General features: G+C 66.6%; 18 protein-coding genes. 6 read left to right on the forward strand and 12 right to left on the reverse strand.

Annotation, left to right across the window (positions count from 1 at the left end; genetic code table 11):
• The first annotated feature begins 233 nt into the window (after positions 1-233).
• On the forward strand, positions 234-2126 hold the full coding sequence (locus tag ACHWVH_RS13650; protein WP_295923268.1) for a S8 family serine peptidase: 1893 nt from the start codon (positions 234-236) through the stop codon (positions 2124-2126).
• 296 nt (positions 2127-2422) lie between these two features.
• Here the strand turns inward: ACHWVH_RS13650 and ACHWVH_RS13655 are convergent, their stop codons facing one another.
• From ACHWVH_RS13655 to ccmA, 10 genes are all read right to left on the reverse strand, one after another.
• Positions 2423-3535, reverse strand: coding sequence for a homoserine O-acetyltransferase (locus ACHWVH_RS13655; protein ID WP_295923272.1), 1113 nt, complete (start codon positions 3533-3535; stop codon positions 2423-2425).
• Positions 3536-3848: 313 nt separating this feature from the next.
• Entirely contained in the window at positions 3849-4880 is a 1032-nt protein-coding gene (locus tag ACHWVH_RS13660; protein ID WP_394687369.1) for a tetratricopeptide repeat protein, read from the reverse strand.
• A 4-nt stretch (positions 4881-4884) separates the two neighbouring features.
• Entirely contained in the window at positions 4885-5343 is a 459-nt protein-coding gene (locus tag ACHWVH_RS13665) for a cytochrome c-type biogenesis protein (protein WP_017907310.1), read from the reverse strand.
• Positions 5340-5945, reverse strand: a complete 606-nt coding sequence (locus ACHWVH_RS13670) for a DsbE family thiol:disulfide interchange protein (protein WP_152237535.1) — start codon at positions 5943-5945, stop codon at positions 5340-5342. Before ACHWVH_RS13670 ends, ACHWVH_RS13665 begins: the two co-directional genes overlap by 4 nt.
• On the reverse strand, positions 5945-7879 hold the full coding sequence (locus ACHWVH_RS13675; RefSeq protein WP_295923277.1) for a heme lyase CcmF/NrfE family subunit: 1935 nt from the start codon (positions 7877-7879) through the stop codon (positions 5945-5947). The genes ACHWVH_RS13670 and ACHWVH_RS13675 overlap by 1 nt, the downstream gene beginning before the upstream one ends.
• Positions 7880-8050: 171 nt before the next feature.
• A complete protein-coding gene (gene ccmE / locus ACHWVH_RS13680) occupies positions 8051-8500 on the reverse strand; it encodes a cytochrome c maturation protein CcmE (RefSeq protein WP_010343775.1) in 450 nt (149 codons plus the stop codon).
• A complete protein-coding gene (locus ACHWVH_RS13685; RefSeq protein WP_010343776.1) occupies positions 8497-8673 on the reverse strand; it encodes a heme exporter protein CcmD in 177 nt (58 codons plus the stop codon). Before ACHWVH_RS13685 ends, ccmE begins: the two co-directional genes overlap by 4 nt.
• Positions 8670-9419: a heme ABC transporter permease CcmC gene (gene ccmC / locus ACHWVH_RS13690; protein ID WP_010343777.1), complete on the reverse strand. Its 750-nt coding sequence runs from the start codon at positions 9417-9419 to the stop codon at positions 8670-8672. Before ccmC ends, ACHWVH_RS13685 begins: the two co-directional genes overlap by 4 nt.
• Positions 9420-9548: 129 nt before the next feature.
• Positions 9549-10244, reverse strand: coding sequence for a heme exporter protein CcmB (gene ccmB / locus ACHWVH_RS13695; RefSeq protein ID WP_017907306.1), 696 nt, complete (start codon positions 10242-10244; stop codon positions 9549-9551).
• Complete coding sequence (gene ccmA / locus ACHWVH_RS13700; RefSeq protein ID WP_017907305.1) at positions 10241-10888, reverse strand: heme ABC exporter ATP-binding protein CcmA; 648 nt, start codon at positions 10886-10888, stop codon at positions 10241-10243. The genes ccmB and ccmA overlap by 4 nt, the downstream gene beginning before the upstream one ends.
• 208 nt (positions 10889-11096) lie before the next feature.
• Here ccmA and ACHWVH_RS13705 point away from each other — a divergent pair, with 208 nt between their 5' ends.
• The 3 genes from ACHWVH_RS13705 to ACHWVH_RS13715 all read left to right on the forward strand — a co-directional run bounded on the left by ACHWVH_RS13705 (position 11097) and on the right by ACHWVH_RS13715 (position 14058).
• On the forward strand, positions 11097-12245 hold the full coding sequence (locus ACHWVH_RS13705) for a pyridoxal phosphate-dependent aminotransferase (RefSeq protein WP_043095607.1): 1149 nt from the start codon (positions 11097-11099) through the stop codon (positions 12243-12245).
• 99 nt (positions 12246-12344) lie between these two features.
• Positions 12345-13160: an amidohydrolase gene (locus ACHWVH_RS13710; RefSeq protein ID WP_295928697.1), complete on the forward strand. Its 816-nt coding sequence runs from the start codon at positions 12345-12347 to the stop codon at positions 13158-13160.
• Between the two features lie 460 nt (positions 13161-13620).
• Complete coding sequence (locus ACHWVH_RS13715; protein WP_017914143.1) at positions 13621-14058, forward strand: hypothetical protein; 438 nt, start codon at positions 13621-13623, stop codon at positions 14056-14058.
• A 190-nt stretch (positions 14059-14248) separates the two neighbouring features.
• Here the strand turns inward: ACHWVH_RS13715 and ACHWVH_RS13720 are convergent, their stop codons facing one another.
• On the reverse strand, positions 14249-15508 hold the full coding sequence (locus ACHWVH_RS13720) for an EAL domain-containing response regulator (RefSeq protein ID WP_295840884.1): 1260 nt from the start codon (positions 15506-15508) through the stop codon (positions 14249-14251).
• A 220-nt stretch (positions 15509-15728) separates the two neighbouring features.
• On the opposite strand from ACHWVH_RS13720, the gene ACHWVH_RS13725 reads away from it, so the two are divergent.
• The gene (locus tag ACHWVH_RS13725) at positions 15729-19079 is read left to right on the forward strand and encodes a hybrid sensor histidine kinase/response regulator (protein WP_394687370.1); all 3351 of its coding nucleotides are present in this window, start codon (positions 15729-15731) and stop codon (positions 19077-19079) included.
• A 684-nt stretch (positions 19080-19763) separates the two neighbouring features.
• On the opposite strand, the gene ACHWVH_RS13730 is transcribed toward ACHWVH_RS13725, so the two are convergent.
• Entirely contained in the window at positions 19764-20417 is a 654-nt protein-coding gene (locus tag ACHWVH_RS13730) for a response regulator transcription factor (protein WP_017915652.1), read from the reverse strand.
• Between the two features lie 443 nt (positions 20418-20860).
• Here ACHWVH_RS13730 and ACHWVH_RS13735 point away from each other — a divergent pair.
• A partial coding sequence (locus ACHWVH_RS13735; protein ID WP_394687371.1) for an ESPR-type extended signal peptide-containing protein occupies positions 20861-22548 on the forward strand: 1688 nt, incomplete at its 3' end.

The following is a 22548-nucleotide window of genomic DNA, read 5'->3' on the forward strand; positions in this document are numbered from 1 at the left end:
CGGCGGCAACTTCCAAGCACGCACGTTGCAGAACGATGGCAAATGGGACGAGATTCTCTGATGGTATACAACGCACCGTCAGTGTCGGCCCGTGAGACGCAGCCGCTCTAGAATTTCGCGACGGTCGGTGCTGCGGAACGAACACCACGACGCGGTTGTCAGTTTCTTTCCGGATCGCCGGGCGACAGGGGGTTGCCCATCGGAGAAAAGGAGTTTCACTTATGTCTGGAACAATGTTCGCGAACAAACGGCTGTCGGCCCTGGTGCGCTTGGGGGTGATGGCAGGGCTGGCGCTGAGCGGCGCGGTGCACGCACAGGCGCTGACCAACGATCCGCTTTCGGCGCAGCAGTGGACGCTCAATGCGATCCGTGCGCCGCAGGCCTGGGCGCTGGCCCCGTCGGGTGGGGAAAAGATCCGTGTGGCGGTGGTTGACACTGGATACTCCGAGCATCCGGATATCAACTGGGCGAAAGATGGCGCTGGTCTCGCGACTTACTGGGATGCGACCGAGGCGCTAGATGGCAATGGTGAAGACTCTAGATACATCGGCTCCGGTGCGCATGGAACTCATGTCATGGGTATCGTGGCGGCCCGAACCCGGAATGGTGAGGGTGTCGCCGGAGTATGCCCGCAGTGTGAAGTCCTTTCGATCAAGACATCGCTAACCGATGCGAGTATCGCCGACGGCATCCAGGTGGCGGTGCAGTCTGGTGCGCGCGTGATCAATCTCAGTTTTGCCCAGGCAAATGTCTCGTGCAGCAGTAGTGGCAATTACAAGCTTACCCGCGCCGCGATTGCCGGCGCGGTGGCTGCCGGCGTACCTGTGGTCGCGGCGGCGGGTAACCACAATACGCCCGATATCAAATACGACAATGAGGGAGTACCAGAGTCTCGGGTGGATGTGGCAAATGTCAGTCCAGCGTCCTGTCCCGGGGTGATCTCCGTAGGTGCCTCCCTCGGCACGCCGCAAGAGCCTAACGTGGAAGCTCCGTACAGCAATGGTGGTGCATCGCTGACGTTGACGGCGCCGGGTGGAGGAGCGACCCGAGAAGATGGTGTGTTCGGTGCGGGAGAGGGCGCCTGTCCCATTTTGAACAATGTAGGAAACAAGGGCGTAAGCACCAGCAGAGTGGGTGTGATGTCGGCTTGGGCCGAGGGCACTGGTACCCAATGGGTGCATTGCTATCGCTTTCTGAGTGGCACTTCGATGGCAACACCTCATGTCAGTGGCGTCATCGGACTGATGCTCTCAGCCAACCCGTCGTTGAGTCCCGCCCAGATCACAAGCATTCTGCAGGCTTCGGCAGGTCCGATGGTGTGTCCCTCCGGTGGCTGTGGCGCAGGTCTGCTGAACGCCGAAGCCGCCGTCAGTGCCGCACGCAGTGTCGCCGGTCAGCAGATGTCCGCTGGCGCGTGCCGCTACAACGTACCTGGCAAGTCGGGACAGGCGAAGTGCACTCTGGATAGCATGGATGTAGCGCCGGATGGCACCGAGACTGTGACCGCTTACGGCCACGTGTGGAAGTTTGATGCTCAGGGCTTGCCGGTCACGCTTCCTGTGCCGCTCAGTAGCTCTTCGGTTTACGCGGGAAGCAACGGACCGTGCACGACCCAGTTCGTCACGCGTAAAAGACCCTGCAAGTTTGACACCCGCGCCGAAGTGAACTATCCGGGCGTGGGCTATCTCGAATCCATCACCGCCTATGGCCGTTATTGGAACTTCGACGCGAACGGCCAGCCGTTCGGCCCGCAGGGTGGAGAACTGAAAGACGTCCCGCGCTATGCGGCTGGCCCTTGCCAGGGAAAGAATCCCTGCGTGTTCGACACCCGCTCGCTGGTCGTGTTCCCGGAATGGGGTGGGTTGGTCGAGTCGGTCAACGCCTACGGGCAGTATTGGATGTGGGATGCGAACGGCAATCTGCTTGCATCAGGCCCGTTGCAGAGCGTTGCGCGCTACCAGCAGATCTGCAACTACGGTCCGGCAGGCACGCCGTGCAAGTTCGACACGCGCGAACTCAAGAGCAATCGGCATGAGGTGATCACCGCCTATGGCCGCTACTTCGAGTTCAATGGCGAGACGCTGATTCAGAACACGGCGCTGACAGACATGGCGCGGTTCAACTGATTTCGTCGCTGCCGGCGTTCTGCTGAAACGATCGAGCGGGATCACGGCAAAGGATCTGCCGTGCTCCCGCGCTTGGCTGGTGGTGGCATGGCGCCTGTTGGCGTCATGCAGGTGGTCCGTGTGTCCGATCGTGGCAACGCCTATTCGCGAGCGATCTACGAAGTGGGACGTGTTTTGGAAGGAACTCAATTTACCCAACGCGGGACGCGTGTCGGGATGAACCCACGCGAAAGATGCCGTTGGTAGCGTCGCCAGGCACCGCGTGTTGGGGTGATGCGGCTCGCACCCTGCACCACTCACAGCGCATCCAGAAACTCCCGCACCGCCGGCCCGAACCGCGCGAAATCCACCAGGAAGGCATCGTGGCCCTGCGGCGAATCCAGCCCCAGGAACTGCGCCTGTGCGCCGCCGGCGCGCAGACCGTCGGCGATCTGTTGCTGCTGCTGCACCGGGAACAGGATGTCGGTGTTGGCGCCGATCGCCAATGCGCGCTCGATGCGGATCGTCGCGATGCCGGCGAGCACGTCGCCGCCCGCAGGTTCGGCCAAGTCGAACCAGTCCATCGAGCGGCTCAGGTACAGATAGCAGTTCGGATCGAAGCGGCGCACGAAGCGGCGGGCGTGGCCTTCCAGGTAGCTCTCGACCTGGAATTCCAGGCCGAACGGATCGTCGTCGGTCTGATCCGAGTCCAGCCGCACGCGGCCGAAGCGTCCGTCCCATTCCAGCGCCGAGCGATAGGTGATCACGCCGAGCTTGCGCGCCATGCGCATGCCCGACTCGGGATAGGTGGCTTCGTCGTAGTCGCCGCCATTCCAGTTCGGATCCAGGCGGATCGCCTCGCGCTGCAGCGAGCGGATCGCGATCGAGAACGGCAGTGCCTGCGCGCTGCCGGAGATGTTGATGTGGCTGCGCGCCAGGCTGGGATGCCGGTGCAGCAGCGCCAGCGCAGTCATGCCGCCCATCGAGTTGCCGATCACGCAGGCCAACTGCGCGATGTTCAGTGCCCGCACCACTTGCGCGGCGGCGTCTGCACCGTCCTCGATCGAAAGCTCCGGGAAGCGCAGGCGATACGGCTGGCCGTCGTCCGGGTGCGCTGAGGCGGGGCCGGTGGAGCCCTTGCAACTGCCCAGCGAGTTCACGCAGATCACGAACCAGCGCTGGGTGTCGATCGGCTTGCCCGGGCCGAGCATGCCTTCCCACCAGCCTGGCGTGGGATCGTCGGCATTGGCCGCGGCATGCGCGTCGGGCGAGAGTCCGGTGACGATCAGGACCGCGTTGTCGCGCGCGGCCGACAGCGTGCCCCAGGTTTCGTAGGCGACCCGCGCGCCATGCAACTGGCCGCCACGTTTCATCGGGAACGGCGAGGGCAGGGCGAGGAAGCGGCTGCCGGGCGGGATGAATTCGGTCATGCGCCGATTCTAGCCGCGCGATTGCGCATCCGGCGTATGCGTGGTGCGGGATGGAGCGTGTCGGGCCGCGATGGCGTCCGTGAGTGACGCCGGGCCGGATCTACTGCGCGTCTGATCATTCGCTTCCACCGCGATCCAGTCCGACACGCTGTTGCCTCGTGGGAGCGGCTTCAGTCGCGACAGGCCTCCCGGTAGAGCGTGTCGCGGCTGAAGCCGCTGCTGCAACGACGTTTCGCATTCTTGCTAGCGTCTTGGCCTGGTCGCGACCGGACGGTCCCGATCAGGCACGGTCGCTCCCACACGACTGCTTGCGCTACGGCTTGCCGATCACCAGCTCCACCGGCGCGGTCGCCGGCAGGGTGACCGTCACCGGCGCCGATTCCAGATCGCCGTCCTGGCGCATGGCGTTACCGCTGGCCGACAGCCGCGCGATCACCTGCACCTGCTTGAGTTGCGAGAGCTTCTGCGTCGGCATCGGGCTGTCCGCGTCGCTCAGCGTCACCCGCAACGGCAGCGCCTGCAGTGGATGCTTCTGCACCGCCACCGGCATCGGCGGGCCGCCCGGTACGCGTGCGATCACGAATACGCTGGCGTCGCCGCGCAGGCGCACGCGGGCGGCGAACGCCGGGTCCAGCGACACCGCCACGGTCAGGCCGGCGGTCGCCGGCGCCTTGTCAGGCTGCGCCGTGGCGCCGGCAGTGGGCAAGGCGGGCAGGCCGGCGGCGCTGCGCGCCGCGTCGATCTGTGGCCGCAGCGCCGCGGCGGTGGCTGCGTCCACGCGCGGCAACAGCGCTTCCCAGGTGGCCGCGGCGGCGGCGTCCTGGCCGCGCTGGCGCTGGGCGATGCCCAGGAACCAGGCGCCGCGTTCGCTGCCCGGCGCCAATTGCAGGGCGTGCTGCAGCCAGGCCAACGCCTGGTCGTCGAACTGCCGTTGCGGGTTGGCCATCGCACGCGCCTCGGCTGCTTCGATCAGCAGCGGCGCCTGCTCCGGCGCCAGGCGCACCGCACGCGCGAATGCGGCCGCGGCCTCGGCGTGGTGGCCCAGCGACATCTGGCTGCGGCCGAGCAAGGCCCAGCCGTCGGCCCGGTTGGGATCCTTGGCCAGTGCCGCCTGCAATTGCTTCACGCCGTCCTCGAGCGTGCGTGGTGCCTCCCGGTTCTGCGCCTGCAGCGCGCGCGGGGTGCCGACCAACGCATACAGCGCCGCCGTCGCCACGCCCAGCGCGAGGATCGCCACCGCCAGCACCGCGCCGTTGCGGCCGCGGCTGCGCAGCGGCCACAACACCACCGCGAACACCAGCGCCGCCAGCGCCACCGCCGCGGCTGACATGCCCCAACTCAGCATCGCCTCACCATTCCTGTTCGTCCTGCAGCGGTAGCGCGGTCGCCGCGGGCGCGCGTCGCCGCACCATCCGGATCAGCACCACGGCGCCGCCGGCCAGCAGCAGCAAGGGGCCGAACCACAGCAGCCAGGTACGCGCTTCCAGCTGTGGCCGGTACAGCACGAACTCGCCGTAGCGATCGACCAGGAACTGCTTGATCTGCGCATCCGACTTGCCCTGGTGCATCAGCTCCAGCACTTCGCGGCGCAGGTCCATGGCGATCTGCGCGTGCGAGTCGGCCAGCGACTGGTTCTGGCATTGCACGCAGCGCAGTTCCGCGGTCAGCGCGTGGAAGCGCGCCTCCTCGGCGGCGGAGCGGTAGGCCAGCGGCGTCGGATCGGACACCGGTTCGGCGCCGGCCAGCGTGGACCACGCCAGCAGCGCCAGCAGGCCCAGCCGCAGCGCAGGCCGGCGGTGCTGGCTCATGGCGTGGCCTTGCCCTGGGCGCGCGTCGGCGGGGCGTCGCGCTCGGCCTGCTCCAGTGCCGGCAGCAGTTCGTCGCGGATGATCGCATCGGTCAGCGGGCCGGCATGCTTCCAGCGCACCACGCCGCGCGCGTCGACCAGGAAGGTCTCCGGTGCCGCGGCCACGCCCCAGTCGATCGCGGTGCGCCCTTCGGGATCGAACAGCACCGCCAGGAACGGATTGCCCAACTGCTCCAGCCAGCGCAGCGCGTCCTCGCGGGTGTCCTTCCAGTCGTAGCCGATCACCCGCACACGCTTGCTCAGCGCGAAGCGGGTCAGCACCGGGTGTTCCTCGCGGCAGGCCGGGCACCAGCTGCCCCACACGTTGAGCACGTACGGCGCGCCCAGCAACTCGCTGCTGCGTACGCGGATCGAGGCGTCGTGCAGCAGCGGCAATTCGAACGCCGGCGCCGGCTTGCCGATCAGCGCCGACGGCAGCGCGTCGCGATCGGCGCTGCCGGAACGCTGCACCGCATACACCATCAACGCCAGCAGGCCGAGGAAGAACAGCGCGCCCAGAACGATGGCGGGCAGCGGCAGGCGACGTGGAGCGGGAGCGGACATCAGGGGGTCTCCGGGGAACGACGGAAGCGCCGGTCGGCGGCGGTGACGAAACCGCCCAGCGCCATCAGCGCCGCGCCAAGCCAGATCCAGCGCACGAAGGGTTTGACGTGGACGCGCATCGCCCAGGCGTTGCCGCCCAGCGGCTCACCAAGGGCGACGTAGACGTCGCCGAACAGGCCGGGGTGGATGCCGGCTTCGGTCATGTTCTGGCCGCCGCTGGCATACAGGCGTTTTTCCGGATGCAGCAGCGCCAGCGGGCGATCGTCGCGCAGCACCTGCACGTGCGCGCGTTCGGCCACGTAGTTGGGGCCCTTGCGCTGGTCCAGGCCCTGCAGCTCGAACCGGTAGCGGCCCAGCTCCAGGTGCTGTCCGGGCGCCAGCGCCACTTCGCGCTGCTGCTCCAGGGCCTCGACCAGCAACGCGCCGGCCAGAAAAACGGCGATGCCGGTGTGCGCCAGGGTCATGCCCAGCATCTCGGCAGTGAAACGGCTGCCCTTGAGCTGGCGCCGGCTCCATACGAAGCGCGCGGTGCCCAGCAGCACCCAGGTCGCGGCGGCGACGCCGGCGGCGGTCTTCCACGCACCCTGCGGCGCCAGGAAGAAGCCGATTGCCCCGGCCAGCAGCGCCAGGCCCGCCCACGGCGCCAGCAGCGCTAGCGGCCGCGACGCCTGTTCGCGCTGCCAGCGGGTCAGCGGGCCGAACGGCAGCAGCGCCACCAGCGGCGCCATCAGCACGATGAACAAGGTACCGAAGTAGGGCGGCCCCACCGACAGCTTGCCCAGGTCCAGCGCATCGGCCAGCAGCGGATACAGCGTGCCCAGCAGCACCATCGCGCAGGCGCAGGTCAGCAGCAGGTTGTTGGCCAGCAGCAGGGTCTCGCGCGACGCCGGCGCGAAGCGTTGCCGCGCCTCGTCGGCCGCCGCCGCCACGCGGCCGCCGCGCAGTGCGTACAGCAGCAGCGCGCCGCCGCACAGCAGGCTCAGGAACACCAGGATGAACAGGCCGCGGGCCGGATCGGCGGCAAAGGAATGCACGCTGGTCAGCACGCCCGAGCGGACCAGGAAGGTGCCCAGCAGCGACAGCGAGAACGCGGCGATCGCCAGCAACAGGGTCCAGGCGCCGAAGCTGCCGCGCTTCTCGGTGACCGCCTGCGAATGCAGTAACGCCGCGCCGGCCAGCCACGGCATGAAGCTGGCGTTCTCCACCGGGTCCCAGAACCACCAGCCGCCCCAGCCCAGTTCGTAGTACGCCCACCAACTGCCGAGGGCGATGCCGATGGTCAGAAAGCCCCAGGCCACATTGGTCCACGGCCGCGTCCAGCGCAACCAGCGCGCATCCACCTGGCCGTCCAGCAGCGCGGCGATGGCGAAGGCGAACGGCACCGCGAAGCCGACATAGCCGGCGTACAGCAGCGGCGGATGGATCACCAGGCCGGGATCCTGCAGCAGCGGATTGAGATCGCGCCCTTCCAGCGGCGCCGGCAGCAGCCGCGCGAACGGGTTGGAGGTGAACAGCAGGAATGCCAGGAAGCCGACGCTGACCAGCGCCAGGGTGCCGATCACCCGCGCCACCACCGGGGCCGGCAGGCGCCGCGAGTACAGCGCCACCGCGCCGGTCCACAGCGCCAGGATCAGCGTCCACAGCAGCAGAGAGCCCTCGTGCGCGCCCCACACCGCGGAGTAGCGGTACACCAGCGGCAGCAGCGAATTGGAGTTCTCGGCGACGTAGGCCACCGAGAAGTCCTGGGCCACGAACGCGTGGGTGAGGATCGCGAAGGCGCCGGCGACCAGCGCCAGTTGCGCGAACGCGGCCGGCCGCGCCACGCCCATCCAGCGCGCATCGCCGCGCTGCGCGCCGGCCAGCGGCAGCGCCGCCTGCAACACCGCGGTGAGCAGGGCGAGGATCAGCAGGAGCTGACCGACCTCAGGCAGCATGGTGCTTGCGGAACGCGCGGGCGGGTAGGGCGGGACGCGCAGCGGATTGCGGGATGCACATGGCGCAAGGCTGCCCCCCCGGGTTCCGTCGCCGCTGCTTGGTGGTGGCAACGATCTCGCCAGCGCTTTTGCTTCGACGATTCCCCATTCCCCAATCCCGATTCCCGCCCCTCACTGCATCGCCCCCACATCATGCTTGCGATGCGCGCTGCCCATCTTGTCCGCCAGCTCCTTCGGCATGTAGGTCTCGTCGTGCTTGGCCAGCACGTCCTCGGCGACGAACACGCCGTCGTGCATGCTGCCGGTGGCCACCACCGCCTGGCCCTCGCGGAACAGGTCGGGCAGGATCCGGTCGTAACGCACGGTCAGTTGCGCATCGCCGTCGGTGACCCGGAAGTGCGATTGCAGCGAACCGGGTGCGCGCTGGAACGAGCCCTTCTCGACCATGCCGCCGAGGCGGAAGCGCGCGTGCGCGCCGGTCTTGCCGGCCAGCACTTCGGCCGGGGTGTACAGGTAGGCGGCATTGCGCTGCAGTGCCATCGCCACCAGGGTGGTGGTCAGGCCGGCGGCCAGCACCAGCAGCATCAGCCACAGCAGGCGGCGCTTGCGCTGCGGGTTCATCGGCTCAGCTCCAGCGGCGGCGCCGGTTCGGCCTTGGCCTGGCGCTTGCGTTGCGCGCGCAGCCGTGCAGCCCGCAGGGCGTTGCGCACCTGCAGCCGCGCCAGCACGAAATCGGCCAGCAGCACCCCGGCGAACACCGCATAGGCACCGACCACATACGGCAGGTAGTTCATCCGCGTGCCTCCGCCAGTTGCGTCACCCAGTCCTTGCCGGCCTCGCGGCGCAGGTTGTCGGCGCGCGCGCGCGCCAGCAGCGAGCCGGCGAACCAGAACTTGGTCGCGGCCACCATCAGCCACAGCGGCGGCAGCATGCTCGGGTCCATGCTGGACTGGCCGAACAGGCGGATGGTCTGGCCCTGGTGCAGCGAGTTCCACCACACCACCGAATAGCGGATCACCGGCAGCAGCACCACGCCGACGATGGCCAGCAGCCCGGCCGCGCGTGCGGCGGTGCGCCGGTCCTCGATCGCCAGGTACAGGCCCATCACGCCGATGTACAGGAACAGCAGGATCAGCTCGGTGGTCAGGCGCGGGTCCCAGTCCCACCAGGCGCCCCACATCGGCTTGCCCCAGATGCTGCCGGTCAGCAGGGTGATCAGGGTGAAGGCGGCGCCGATCGGCGCGCAGGCCATCGCCAGGATCTCGCACAGCTTGATCCGCCAGACCTGGGCGATGGCCGCGTACACGGCCATCAGGCCGAACACGAACAGGCTCATCCAGGCGCTGGGCACATGGATGTAGAGGATGCGGAAGGCGTCGCTCTGCAGGCGGTCGGCCGGGACCACGAACAGGGCCTGCCAGATGCCCACGCCGGCCAGCAGCAGCGCCGCCAGGTAGCACCACGGCGTCCAGCGCGCAGCGAAGCGATCGAAGGTCGGCGGCGAACCGAGTTGGTGGAACCAGCGGACGAGAGAGGCCATGCGGACGATTCTAGCTGGCGGAAGGCGGGCTTCGATGCGACAACATTCGATGCGACAACGACGGAACGGCGAGGGAACACTGCGCTTGCATGGTACGGCCGCCGTCGCGCCGGCGCTGCCCCAAAAGGCTCAGCTCAGCGAGATGCGGATCGCCGCAGCCGCCGCCAACGGCGCCAGCACCAGGCCCGCGACCAGGCCCGCGGCCAGCAACAGCAGGCCGCCGGCCGGATCCAGGCCCTGCGCCGCCGCCGCCACGCTGCCGGCGCCGAACACCAGCACCGGCACGTACAGCGGCAGGGCCAGCAGCGCGACCAGGATGCCGGCGCGCTTCATGCCCACCGTCAGCGCCGCGACCACCGCGCCGAGCAGGCTCAGCAGCGGGGTCCCCAGCGCCAACGATGCCAGCAGCACCGGCATGCGGTCATGTGGCAGGTGCAGCAATTCGCCGAGCAGCGGGGCGGCCACGATCAGCGGCAAGGCGGTGGTGACCCAGTGCAGCAGCACCCGCACCAGCACCAGCCAGGCCAGCGGCACCGGCGCCAGCAGCCATTGCTCCAGCGAGCCGTCCTCGGCATCGCTGCGGAACAGACTGTCCAGCGCCAGCAGGCCGGCCAGCAGCACCGCCAGCCATAGCGCGGCGCCGGCCACCTCGCCGAGCAGGCGCGGCTGGTTGCCCAGCGCCAGCGCGAACAGGGCCACGATCAGCAGGGCGAACAGCGCCGGCTGCAGTGCGTCGCCGCGGCGCCGCCACAGCAGGCGCAGGTCGCGCAGCAGCAGCGCCCGGGTGGCCTGCCACAGCGAAGGAACGGGCGTGGCCAGGCTCATGCGGCGACTCCGCTCAAGGTCAGCATGCGGGTGCGCACGGGGGGGGCGGCATAGGCGCCATGGGTGGTGACCAGGGCCGCGCCGCCGCTGCGCAGGTGCGCGGCGATCATGCGGTTGACCAGGGTGATGCCGTCCAGGTCGAGGTTGGCGTAGGGCTCGTCGAGCAGCCACAGCGGCGCCGGCGACAGCCACATCCGCGCCAGCGCCAGGCGCTTCTTCTGCCCGGCCGACAGCTGCCTTACCAGGGTGTCCTCATAGCCGGCCAGGCCGACGATGGCCAGCGCGCTGCCGGGCATCTGCTTGGCCCGGCGCCCCTGCAGGCCGCACAGGTAGTGCAGGTTCTCCAGGGTGCTCAGATCGGCCTTCAGCGCGCCCAGGTGGCCCAGGTAGGCCATGAAGCGGGCGCGGTCGCCGCGCCGCACCGGGTGGCCGTCGATCTCGATGCGCCCGGCCTCGGCGCGCAGCAGGCCGACCAGCACCCGCAGCAGGGTGGTCTTGCCGGCGCCGTTGTCGCCCTGCACCAGCAGCGCCTCGCCGGCATCCAGGTGGAAGTCCAGCGGACCGAACACCGCGGCGTCGTCACGGGCGAACGTGAGCCCGTGCGCGGCCAGTAGCGGTGGGGCGGTGTACAGCGGATCGGTCATCGGCGAAGGCCGCGGCGGATGGCGCGGCGGCGGGCGGCAAGGGAAGGCGCGCATTGTATCGGCATGCGGGCGTCCGGCGGATGCCGGCGGCGGCCACACGCGGCGATGCGCATGCGCTGCGTCAGTGGAGCGGCGGCGTGTAGGGCGCATCGCCGGCAAGCGGCTTTGCGTACACTCGGCGTTTTCCCGCTGCCCGCAGATCCCCCGCATGCATCCGCAGACCAAGCTGCCCAAGGTGGGCACCACCATCTTCACCGTGATGTCGCAACTGGCCGCCGAGCACGGCGCGGTCAACCTGGGCCAGGGCTTTCCAGATTTCCCGGTGCCGCCGCGGCTGATCGAGGCGCTGGACCGGGCGATGCGCGACGGCCACAACCAGTACCCGCCGATGACCGGCGTGCCGGCGCTGCGCCAGGCGATCGCCGAGAAGGCGCTGCGTTGCTATGGCGCCCAGGTCGATGCCGACACCGAGGTCACCGTCACCAGCGGCGCCACCGAAGCGCTGTTCAACGCCATCCACGCCGTGGTGCGCCCGGGCGAGGAGGTGATCGTGCTGGACCCGGCCTACGACAGCTACGAGCCGGCGATCGACCTGGCCGGCGCGCGTGCGGTGCACGTGCCGCTGGACCCGCAGACGTTCGCGGTGGACTGGGAGCGCGTACGTGCGGCGATCACCCCGCGCACCCGCCTGCTGATGCTCAACAGCCCGCACAACCCGTCCGGGGCCATGTTCGGCGCCGATGACCTGCAGGCGGTGGCCGAGCTGCTGCGCGGCAGCGACATCTTCCTGATCTCCGACGAGGTCTACGAGCACATCGTGTTCGACGGCCGCCGCCACGAGTCGGTGCTGCGCTGGCCGGAACTGCGCGAGCGCGCCTTCGTCGTCTCCAGCTTCGGCAAGACCTATCACTGCACCGGCTGGAAGATCGGCTACGCGATCGCGCCGCCGGCGCTCAGCGCCGAGTTCCGCAAGGTCCACCAGTACAACACCTTCGCCAGCTTCGGCCCGGCCCAGCACGCCTTCGCCGCGATGATCCGCGAGGAGCCCGAGCACGACGAACAGCTCGGCGCGTTCTACCAGGCCAAGCGCGATCGCTTCCGCGAACAATTGCTGGGCACCCGGCTGAAGCCGCTGCCGGTGCCGGGCGGCTACTTCCAGCTGGTGGACTATTCGGCGGTCAGCGACCTGCCCGATACCGAGTTCGTGAAGTGGCTGACCATCGAGAAGGGCGTGGCGGCGATCCCGCTGTCGCCGTTCTACCAGGACCCGCCGCCCGCCCAGCGCCTTGCCAGGCTGTGCTTCGCCAAGAACGAGGCGACGCTGGATGCGGCGATCGAGCGCTTGCGCGCGCTGTAGCGCGCGTAAGCGCCGGGATTCGGGAATGGGGAATGGTGAAATCTCGCCGATGCGCTTAGCCTTTACCCATTCCCTATTCCCCTTTCCCGATTCCCTGCTATGAACGATTTGAGGATCTCGCTGGTCCAGGGCGATACCCGCTGGCACGATCCGGCTGGCAACCGCGCGCATTACGCCGAACTGCTGGCGCCGCTGGCCGGCGTCACCGACCTGGTGATCCTGCCGGAGACCTTCACCAGCGGCTTCTCCAACGATGCGCTGGCGCAGGCCGAGGACATGGACGGGCCGACCGTGGCCTGGATCCGCGAGCAGGCGGCACGGCTGGGCGCGGCGGTGACCGGCAGCGTACAGTTGCGCGTGCCCGGCGCCGATGGCGAGGCCAAGGTATTCAACCGCCTGCTGTGGGCCACGCCGGACGGCGTGTTGCAGCATTACGACAAGCGTCATCTGTTCCGCTACGGCAACGAACACCTGCGCTACGCCGCCGGGCACGAACGCCTGTGCGTGGAGTGGAAGGGCTGGCGGATCAATCCGCAGGTCTGCTACGACCTGCGCTTCCCGGTGTTCTGCCGCAACCGCTACGACGTCGAGCGCCCGGGTCAGCTGGATTTCGATCTGCAGCTGTTCGTCGCCAACTGGCCGTCGGCGCGCGCCTACGCCTGGCGTACGCTGCTGCGCGCGCGCGCGATCGAGAACCTGTGCTTCGTGGCCGCGGTCAACCGCGTCGGCGTGGACGGCAACGACCTGCACTATGCCGGCGACAGCGCGGTGATCGATTTCCTCGGCCAGCCGCAACTGGAGATCCGCGAGCGCGAACAGGTCGCCACCACCACGATCTCCGCCGCCGCGCTGGCCGCGCACCGCGCGCGCTTCCCGGCCATGCTCGATGCGGATGCCTTCAGTCTGGACGACTAGCCTGCGGCTCCCGTGATGCCGGAAAGCTCATCGTGCTATTTCCGAAGACGCCTGTCGTAGGAGCCGCTTCAGCCGCGACGGGCTTTCCCGGTAACCCCTGTCGCGGCGGATTTCGAAAGCGCGGCAATAGCCCCTCCCGCAGCATGTTGCGGCAAGCGTGGCGGGTGCACTGTGGGAGGGACTTCAGTCCCGACGCATTACGCCATCAGCAAGTGCTTCGCACGTCGCCGCTGCATGCGCGTTGACGCCCACAATGCATTGAGGCAGTCAGGCCAAGCCGGCGCAGACGAGTGCTGGAGATGTTTGGCGCGGGCCTCGCCTCCTGCCTGTACGGGGCCGACCGCGCCCGCCGCGATTGGAATGCCTGCTGAACGCACGCGCGACGCTCCCGCAACCTTGTCGCGGCCGCGACAAACCCATTGCTACCCTCGCGCCTTGTCCACCCACCCGGAATGCCCACATGATCAAGTCGCTCTCTCTGCTCGCACTGCTGGGTGCGGCCGCGCTCGCGCCGCAGGCCCAGGCCGCCGGCAACATCGATTGCAAGCTGTCCTTCAACCTGTCCGGCTGGTCGGTGTTCTACAAGACCGCCAAGGGCACCGGCACCATCACCTGCAACGACGGCGCGGTGATCCCGGTCAAGATCAGCAGCAAGGGCGGTGGCCTGACGGTCGGCAAGTCGAAGATCGTCGGTGGCCGCGGCACCTTCACCGGCGCCTATAGCCTCAACGATCTGTTCGGCACCTATGCCGCCGCCGAAGCGCATGCCGGCGTGGTCAAGTCCAGCACCGCGCAGGTCGTCACAAAGGGCGATATCTCGCTGGCCCTGGCCGGCACCGGCGAGGGCGTCGATCTGGGCGTCAACGTCGGCAACTTCGTGATCGAGCGCCGCAAGTAAGGCTTGCTCTGTGCCTGCCCCGCCCGCAGCCGCGCGCGGGGCCGGCGCTGTTTTATCCGGCGGTCACGACGATCGACGCGAGGCTGGCCAGGGCGAGGGTGAGCAGCAGGAGGTTTTTGCGTGACATGCGGAGTTTTCGGCAGGGATGAAGTTTTTTGCTTGGGCGATGCGCTGCTCGAGATGGCAAGCGTCAGATAGCGGCCGCAGCGGCAGGTTGGATGCGTTGTCCGAACACGGTGTGCGAGGATGCCAGGGCCATGAATTCCTCCACGGGTAATGGCCGGCTGAAATGGTAGCCTTGACCGATGTCGCATCTGATGCTGCGCATGCGCGCCGCGTCCTCTTCGGTTTCGATGCCCTCGGCGACCACGCGCATTCCCATGCCGTGCGCCAGCCGAACGATGCCCTCCAGCGTTTCGAACACATGCGTGGTCAGCCGCGAGCGCCGGACCATCTGATGGTCGATCTTCAGGATGTTGAAAGGCGCCATGCACAGACGGTGGATCGAAGATCCCCCGGTGCCGAAATCGTCGATGGCGCAATCGATTCCATTGAGTCGCCAGTGGGCCACGGCGCCGGCGATGTGGCGGTCGCAGTGATCCATTCCGTCCTCGGTCACCTCGATGGCGAAATGGTGGGGGACGCCTCCCGAACGAATCAAGCGTTGGACGATGCAGTCCGCCCAGCTCGCCGAGACGAGACGGGTGGCGGATACGTTGATCGACAGTTTCAGCGTTGATGGCAAGGACAGCGAGCTGCTGACGCTGGCCACCGTGTCGATCAACTGGCCGATCAACTCCTCCCCAAGGTCGCATTCCTCCAGGAGAGAGAGGAAATGGTTCGGGCCAAGCACGCCCAATGTCGGGTGCTGCCATCGCACCAGCGCTTCTGCGCCCGCCATGGCGCCGGTGGTGAGGCAGTAACTCGGCTGCAGGAAGGCGGAAATCTCTCCAGTGCGGTAGGCGGCGTGGACATCGTCGGCGGTGATGCGCCGAGCGGTATTCTCGATGAGCTGGCCATCGTTATCGATGGTCGTCGGCGGGTTTGCGCGGTACAGCATGTCGGTGAAGTCGAACAGCCGCAGCGCCTCTCCGGCGAAGACCAATTGCATCAGCCCGCCGTCGCGTTGCTGCGCATATTCATGGATTGCGCTCTGGAAGCGCATGTCCGTCACTCCACCGACGATGACATGTCCGCTGAAATGGGTGTCGGCCAGGGCATCGATCAATTGCAGGGCCGATGCGCCCTGCAAGCGCGCCGACGTCACCACCAGGTCGATCGGCGTGGTGCGCATCCGTTCGAGCAGTTGGTCGTTGTTGCTTGCGCTATGGACCTTTGCCACGCCCAGCCGTTGCAGCAGCTTGCCGACGTAGGAACTCCGCAGTTCGCTGTCGTATGCGATCAAGGCATTGCGGATGTTGAAGAACGGAACATGTGCGCTTTTGTTCATGAGAGCCTCATCGGTGGCGTGTGGGCGGCAACGCGGGAACCCGACTCTTGCCGAGAATCTCAGCTTGTCTGCAGATCGCGGCGGCGGTAATGGCGCGTGCCTTAAGCGCGGATGGGCGCGCGCCCAAAGACGCAAGTGCGCGCGATGGGGCATGCGGCAAGGCGTGGACGCGAGCCGGACAGCGCCGAAAGGCCGGATTTTTGCTGCGTTGGCGAGCGAGATGGCGCTGAGCTATCCTGCGGCCATTCGCCTGCCCGCGGCGTCGCAGGGCGTTCCGAGAGCCGAGATGCCGCAAAAATTACTTGCCAGAACTGGACGACACTACCGGCGCATCCTCTACGGGTCGGCGACCGCGCTTTCGCTGTCCATCGTCACCGCTGCCTGGCTGTTTTGCAGCGGTATCATCAATCAGTATCGCGAAAAGCAAGTCGCGCAGTTCGTCAAGGACAGCGAGGAAGTGCAGACTCAGGTGGATCAGTTGTCGGCGCGGCTGATCCAATTCGCCGATGTCTACGAAGGCGTATGGAATCTACGGCAGAACGATACCGTCCCCGTGCAGCGCTATGCGCGCAAGTTGGCCGACGGACACGGCTTCGCCCAGACCACGGACGACCTGACCGCGACCCCTTTTACGCTGGTGAGCGTGTTGACCGGTGCGGGCGATACCGAGCGGCTGGCAACGGCGATGCGGGTGGTCCGCGATATCTCTGCGGCACCTTCCATCGACGCCAGAAAGGCCGGCGTGACTCTGGAGGGGTTCCTGTATGCGCCCGACGGCAGTTTTCTGGCCGCGTCTCCCGTGCTGGGCACGGCAGCGTTGGACAGTGCGCGCCGCCAGGGCGCCGATGCCTTCATTCGCCAGCGCATCGCCGCGGTGGAGCGCCTTGTGGCGTCGACGCCGACGCAAGTCCTGCGCAAATACAGATTGTTGTGGCGCCCAGCCGATGCCAGCGACGGGCAAACTTCCGTGTCGCAACTCATCGTGCCGATGTTCCACGATGGCAAGCGGGTCTTCACTATCGCGTTGTCGCTGCCGGATCGGCAGTTCATGCAGTTCTTCCTGCGCAGGGAAGTCCGGCGCCCGGGGTTCTTCCTGCTGAACAAGGAGGGTCAGCTGAACCTCCGCGATCCTCCGCAAGATCCGGACCAGGCGGCGTTGCTGGCTCGGGTTCTTGCACAAGCGGCGCAGTTCCGCGGAGTTTCCGGCGAGCCGATCACCCTGTACCGGAACGACATTTTCCTGGTGGCCCAGCGCATCGGTGGTCCGGACTGGATCGCGGTCTACGCCTATACCTGGAGCGACGTGCTGGCGAATCTTCAGTACGAATTCTTCACCGGCGCGCTTGTGTGCCTGCTGGCGCTCGTCCTGATGTGGGTAACCGTCATCTATTTCGATCTCAGGGTGACCAGGCCGCTGCTCAGCAGCGCCGAAAAGCTGATCGAGGCCGAACACTTCAGCAAGGCGATCATCGACACCTTGCCGATCGGCATCGGCATTTACGCGCCGGGGACCGAGTCGGTGATGCTGGAGAACGGCGTTGCCAAACGCATGCTTGGCGACCGCAGCGAGGACTTCTACCGACACGTCATGCGTGAGCGCAGCGCGCAATCGGTGCCCGGCGCGCAGCATTCGTTCATCGAGGTGCAGTGGGACATCGCCGAGGGTCAGAGCAGCTACATCGGCGTGGCGTCGTCGCAGACCCGCTTCGACGGCCGTTCGGTGGTGTTGCTGGGGCTGGTCGACATCAACGAGCGCAAAGCCAACGAAATGCTGTTGATAGAAGCCAAGCAGACCGCCGACGAAGCGAACCGGGCCAAGTCGATGTTCCTGGCGATCGTCAGCCATGAGATCCGCACGCCGTTGCATGGCGCGATGGGTCACCTGGAACTGCTGGCGCGCAGCCCACTGGGATTGGAGCAGTGCGAATGGGTGGACATGATCCGCCGCTCGTTCGACGCCTTGCTCACTCTGGTCAACGATCTGCTCGATTCGACCAAGCTCGAGGCCAACGCGCTGAAGATCAATCCAGTACCGATGTCGCCTAACGATGTGCTGGAGCGTTGCGCGCGCAGTTTCGGCGCGTCGATCCTGCAGAGCGGCGTCGCTTTCTACTGCGTGACGGACCCGGAGCTGGATGCCGTGATGCAGGGCGACGACCAGCGCTTGGCGCAGATCCTGCAAAATCTGCTGGGCAATGCGGCCAAGTTCACCGAGCGTGGCTCGGTCATGATCTCTTCGCGCTGTCTCACGCTACAGGACGACACGGTGTGGGCGCGTTTCGAGGTCGCCGATACGGGCATCGGGATTCCCGCCTCGATGCAGTCGGCGATCTTCAACCCGCTGGCGCAGGCCGACGACAGCATCAGTCGCCGTTTCGGCGGTACCGGATTGGGTTTGTTCCTGTGCCGCAATCTTTCGCGCTTGATGGGCGGGCGCATCAGCGTCAGCAGCGAACCCGGTGCGGGTAGCGTGTTCCGGGTCGACCTGCCGTTCAAACGCAAAGCGCACGCGCTTCCTGCCGACTCGCACGCGCTGGAGGGAATCACGGTGGATCTGGTGTGCGCGCAGCCGGCATGGCGGGACATGCTCGCCGAGCGGTTGCGCCGCTGGGGCGCAGCCCTGTACGACGGGGACGCGCAACCGGCGCGCTTGCACATCCGGGTGCTGGCGCAGGCCGATGGCGGCGTCTTGAACGCTGCCGACCTGAGCGCGGTGCCGGCGCTGGGCACCGTATTCGTGACCGCAAAGGGGCCGTTGGTGCCGCATCGCCACGAAACGCGGGTCGAGGTCAGTTCACTGAGCCGCGAAGGATTGCTCGACGCCATGAGCGCACTGACCGGTATCACTCCCCGCCCCGCCGAACGCTATGCGGGGGGGCTCGCCGAGGAGGTGGTCGAACAGGATCTGGACATCCTGGTGGCCGAAGACGATGCGGTGAACCGTACGCTGATCAAGCACCAACTTGCGGCGTTGGGATGCCGCCGCGTGCGGGTGGCCGTCGATGGAATGGAGGCGCTGACGCTGTGGCTCGAGCGCCGCGCCGATCTGGTCATCACCGATCTGGGCATGCCGCAACTGGATGGCGTCGGCCTGCTGCGGAAGTTGCGCGATTTCGATCCGGGAGCGCGGATCGTAGCCACCTCCGCGTCGGCCGCGGCGGAGATCAGCGCCGATACCGAGCAGTTTTCCGATCTGCTGCAAAAGCCTGTGTCGTTGAACGACTTGCGCCGTGTCCTGAGGAGCACGATGCTCGTCCGCAATTCCTCCGAGGTTTCCGAGGGCGGCCGGGAACCTCCTTCGGACGAACTGCTGGATGCCTTGCTGTGGCAGGCGCTCCGGTCCGAGTGGGACGCGGAGCGGCAATCGATCGAGGAGGCGCTGGTCTTGCAGGATCTGGAATTGTTGCGTCGGCGCCTACACCGTCTGCAGGGCGCTTTGATGGCGTTGGGGGCGGACGATCTGTTGGCGGAACTGCAAATAGTGCAGGAGTTCTGCCCGAGCGCGGATTGGGCTGTGCTGTCGGCGCGTTGCCGGCAGTTGCTTCTGCATGTGGAGCAATCGCTGCGTTGAAGCGGCCGACGACGCGGCCGAAGTGACGCCGATTGGCGCTTGGCTCCCACGTGGAGTCAGTCCAGTCATCGCAGGTGGCGTCGCCGACGCGGTCGTGTCCGGGCGATGTCTCCGATGATGAGGGGGGGCGCGCTGCGTTCTGCCTGACACTCCCTGAGCCTGTTGGAACCGCACATGCGGAAGCGCAAACGCGATCAGTGCATGATGCTCGACGCATAGCGCTGGATGGACGGCACGAGCCGGTTCGCCTTGGCGGCTGCGCAGCCGTTTTGTCAGCCGCTCTAGATGGCCCCGGGCATGCGCCGCCAGTCGCTGGCGGTGCAGGTCGAGCCGGCTGACGCGGAGTGTGCCCAGGCACGATCGCTGGCACAAGACGTTCGCATACGTCAGGGGCAAGAGCCGCGCCCGCTCTCATCGGCCAGGGCAACGCCGGTTAGCGTCCGACGCAAAGGGCCATGAAAAAGCATCGAACTGGACATGACCACGCTGTTTTGATCCCGCAAGGGATTCCGTCCCGTTGCCGTGCCGTTGGTGCAGCGAAACGATGGCTGGCTCAATCGATTCCGACGCGCAACCCACGATGATGGCGGTCCGCCCAGAACCTCGGCGGAGCTTCACTTGGTCGTCCTTCCCATCCTCTCGCTCGACAAAGCCGCATCTGCTCTTCAACGTTCATGACGCGCGCTAGACGCCCTGACTGTCCAACTCGCGCAGCAGCGCGGCCAGTTCGACGTCGTTCTTGGCGCCCAGCTTCTTCATCGCCGCGATCTTCTGGTTGCTGATGGTCTTGGGGCTGCGCTTGAGCCGATCGGCGATCTCGCTCAGCGATAGCCCATCGGCGGTCATTCGCGCCACGGTGGCTTCCTTTGCGGAGAGCGCGTCCATTCCGATGGCCCCGTTCTTGCGGTAATGCGTTGTCAGCAGCGCTGCCGACAGCGAACCGGGGACATAGAGGCGGCCGCTGGCGACTTCCTGCACCGCCGCGGCCAGGTTGCCGAAATCCGCGCGGCTCTTGCCGATGAAACCGGAGGCGCCCAGTTGCAGCGCCGCTGAGACGATCGAGGGTGCGGTGTGCGCGCTGAGCACCAGCAATCGCATCTGTGGCGCCAGCCGGCGCAGGCGCTGCAGCAGATGCAGCCCGTCGGCTTGCGGGTCGCTTTCGAATTCATAGTCGCACAGCAGCACATCCACCGGCTGTTTGACGAGCTCACGCAGCAACTGGCCGATGCCGTCGCAACTGAAGAGCAGGTCGATGCCCGGCGTGTTCTTCAGCACGCTGGTCACGCCGAGCAGCACGATCGGGTGGTCGTCGGCGATACCGACTCTGATCCTGTCCATTGTTGGGTCCTGTTGCCGCTACCGTCATGCGCGATGTTATTCGCCGAATCATACGTCAGCTTCGCCATTCATCGGTGGCGAAACTGAGATTGAAGCCGCATGGCGTCTGTGCTGTCGGCTGAATCTTTCGATGCCAGAGACCGGATTTTGGGTATTGGCTCGTGCATGACTGGGGGTTTCCCCGTCTTGCCCTTGTCGAAGAAGTGCCAGTTTTCTTCTGTCGATCGTCATGCCGAACGTGCGGTTTTGGGCATTCGCCCATGTGTGGAATGGGGGTTTTCCCATCGTGTCCTTGTCGAAGACGTTCTAAATTTCTTCTGGCGGGCGCAATGCCGAATGCGCGGTTTGGGGCATTCGCTCATGCACGGGATGAGGCTTCCCCGTCGTTGCTGCGCCAACAAAATTCTAACTTTCTCTGCTCTATAAATTACAGGTGGTCCGAAATGAATAGGGTATTCAGGGTTGTGTGGAATCGCACTATCGGTGCATGGGTGATTGCGTCGGAACTGGCGAAGAGTAGGTCGAAAGGCCAAGGTGCCAAGTCTAAAGAATCTGTCGCTGCCTGCTTGCTCGTTGCGAGCCTGTTGGCGATGTTCGGCGTCAGTGGTGAGGCGATGGCCGCCCAGGTGGAGAACGGTGGGATGTTCCGGGTGTTGGGTTGTCAGTCTTGGAGCAAGAATCCTTATTGTCAGGTTGACGCGTATAAGGCAATTGCGGTTGGCGACGCTGCGAATGCCTGGTCTTCGGCTGCAGACGCGCTTGGGATCAATGCCAAGACCTCCAGCGGCGATGAGACTGCGACCAATGACGATGGGACTGCGATCGCGGAGGGCTATAACGCGAGCGCCGCCGGTAAGGGGGAAGGTGCGTACTCCGCGGCGACCGAGGGGCGAGCCTGGGCGCTTGACGATACGGCTGCAGCGTTGAATGAAAATAGCCTAGTAACAGGTGCCGGTATTGTTGGGAGTGGCCATTCCATTGCGACTGGCTATCAAGTTGAGGCCACCGGCGATGACGCTTCCGCCTTCGGTGTGCGCTCCTCGGCGAGCGGGATACGCGGAGTGGCGATCGGCAATCGTGCGGAAGCGCAAGATACGAATAGCGTGGCAGTAGGCACCGGCACTAGTGGTGTATTGGCAGGCGGAGAGTCCTCGATCGCGCTTGGTATTAATTTGAGGGCGACCGCGCGAGGTGCCATCGCGGTCGGCGATGCTGTCGTTTCCTCGGGCGTCGGTGCCATCGGGATCGGCAGCTATTCCAATTTTGAGGCGCATAACAAGGCACAGGGTGACAATTCCATCGCCATAGGCAACGACGCCAATGCCATCGTAGATGATTCGGTGGCGCTCGGTAAGTCAGCGGTGGCCGGCAATTCCCAAAGCGGTGCCAGTGCCGATGTGGCGCTTGGCAGTGCAGCCAACGCGACCGGCGGCAAGAGCCTGGCGCTGGGCGTGAATGCGACGGCCACAGGTGCCAACAGTGCTGCGATTGGGTCGTCGGCGGCCGTGTACGGCAGTGATGCGATGGCACTGGGCAGTCGCGCGGTGGCGGGCGACGAGAAAAACAAGAGCGACGACAACAACATAGCGCTGGGCTACGCCGCCAATGCCCATGGCGGAGCCAGCCTCGCCATGGGCTACACGGCTAGATCCACAGCCGCCAGCGGCATCGCCATCGGCAATGCCGCTGATGCCAGCGGCGAGAAAAGCATCGCCATGGGCTACGCCGCCAATGCCAATGGCGGAGCCAGCATCGCCATGGGCTACACGGCTAAATCCACAGCCTCCAGCGGCATCGCCATCGGCAATGCCGCTGATGCCAGCGGCGAGAAAAGCATCGCCATGGGCTACGGGGCCACTTCCGCAGGCGGTAACGGCACCGCCATTGGCTACGGGGCCACTTCCGCAGGCGGCAACGGCACCGCCATCGGCAAATTCGCCCATGCCGACGACGACAACAGCCTGGCGCTGGGTGCAGGCGCAGCGGCGGCGCAGGCCGGCGCCGTGGCGCTGGGCAGCGGCAGCAGCACGGCCGCGGCGGTGGCGACCACCGGCGGGACCCTCAACGGCACCGCCTACACCTACGCCGGCGCTGCGCCGGGCAGCACGGTGAGCGTGGGCAGCGCCGGCCA

Source organism: uncultured Xanthomonas sp., from assembly GCF_964278005.1.
Lineage (GTDB): Bacteria > Pseudomonadota > Gammaproteobacteria > Xanthomonadales > Xanthomonadaceae > Xanthomonas_A > Xanthomonas_A sontii.

Bases quoted from the DNA above. Each gene is read 5' to 3' on its own strand.
- ACHWVH_RS13650 (WP_295923268.1), top strand. From the start codon at position 234: ATGTTCGCGAACAAACGGCTGTCGGCCCTGGTGCGCTTGGGGGTGATG.
- ACHWVH_RS13655 (WP_295923272.1), bottom strand. From the start codon at position 3,535: ATGACCGAATTCATCCCGCCCGGCAGCCGCTTCCTCGCCCTGCCCTCG.
- ACHWVH_RS13660 (WP_394687369.1), bottom strand. From the start codon at position 4,880: ATGCTGAGTTGGGGCATGTCAGCCGCGGCGGTGGCGCTGGCGGCGCTG.
- ACHWVH_RS13665 (WP_017907310.1), bottom strand. From the start codon at position 5,343: ATGAGCCAGCACCGCCGGCCTGCGCTGCGGCTGGGCCTGCTGGCGCTG.
- ACHWVH_RS13670 (WP_152237535.1), bottom strand. From the start codon at position 5,945: ATGTCCGCTCCCGCTCCACGTCGCCTGCCGCTGCCCGCCATCGTTCTG.
- ACHWVH_RS13675 (WP_295923277.1), bottom strand. From the start codon at position 7,879: ATGCTGCCTGAGGTCGGTCAGCTCCTGCTGATCCTCGCCCTGCTCACC.
- ccmE (WP_010343775.1), bottom strand. From the start codon at position 8,500: ATGAACCCGCAGCGCAAGCGCCGCCTGCTGTGGCTGATGCTGCTGGTG.
- ACHWVH_RS13685 (WP_010343776.1), bottom strand. From the start codon at position 8,673: ATGAACTACCTGCCGTATGTGGTCGGTGCCTATGCGGTGTTCGCCGGG.
- ccmC (WP_010343777.1), bottom strand. From the start codon at position 9,419: ATGGCCTCTCTCGTCCGCTGGTTCCACCAACTCGGTTCGCCGCCGACC.
- ccmB (WP_017907306.1), bottom strand. From the start codon at position 10,244: ATGAGCCTGGCCACGCCCGTTCCTTCGCTGTGGCAGGCCACCCGGGCG.
- ccmA (WP_017907305.1), bottom strand. From the start codon at position 10,888: ATGACCGATCCGCTGTACACCGCCCCACCGCTACTGGCCGCGCACGGG.
- ACHWVH_RS13705 (WP_043095607.1), top strand. From the start codon at position 11,097: ATGCATCCGCAGACCAAGCTGCCCAAGGTGGGCACCACCATCTTCACC.
- ACHWVH_RS13710 (WP_295928697.1), top strand. From the start codon at position 12,345: ATGAACGATTTGAGGATCTCGCTGGTCCAGGGCGATACCCGCTGGCAC.
- ACHWVH_RS13715 (WP_017914143.1), top strand. From the start codon at position 13,621: ATGATCAAGTCGCTCTCTCTGCTCGCACTGCTGGGTGCGGCCGCGCTC.
- ACHWVH_RS13720 (WP_295840884.1), bottom strand. From the start codon at position 15,508: ATGAACAAAAGCGCACATGTTCCGTTCTTCAACATCCGCAATGCCTTG.
- ACHWVH_RS13725 (WP_394687370.1), top strand. From the start codon at position 15,729: ATGGCGCTGAGCTATCCTGCGGCCATTCGCCTGCCCGCGGCGTCGCAG.
- ACHWVH_RS13730 (WP_017915652.1), bottom strand. From the start codon at position 20,417: ATGGACAGGATCAGAGTCGGTATCGCCGACGACCACCCGATCGTGCTG.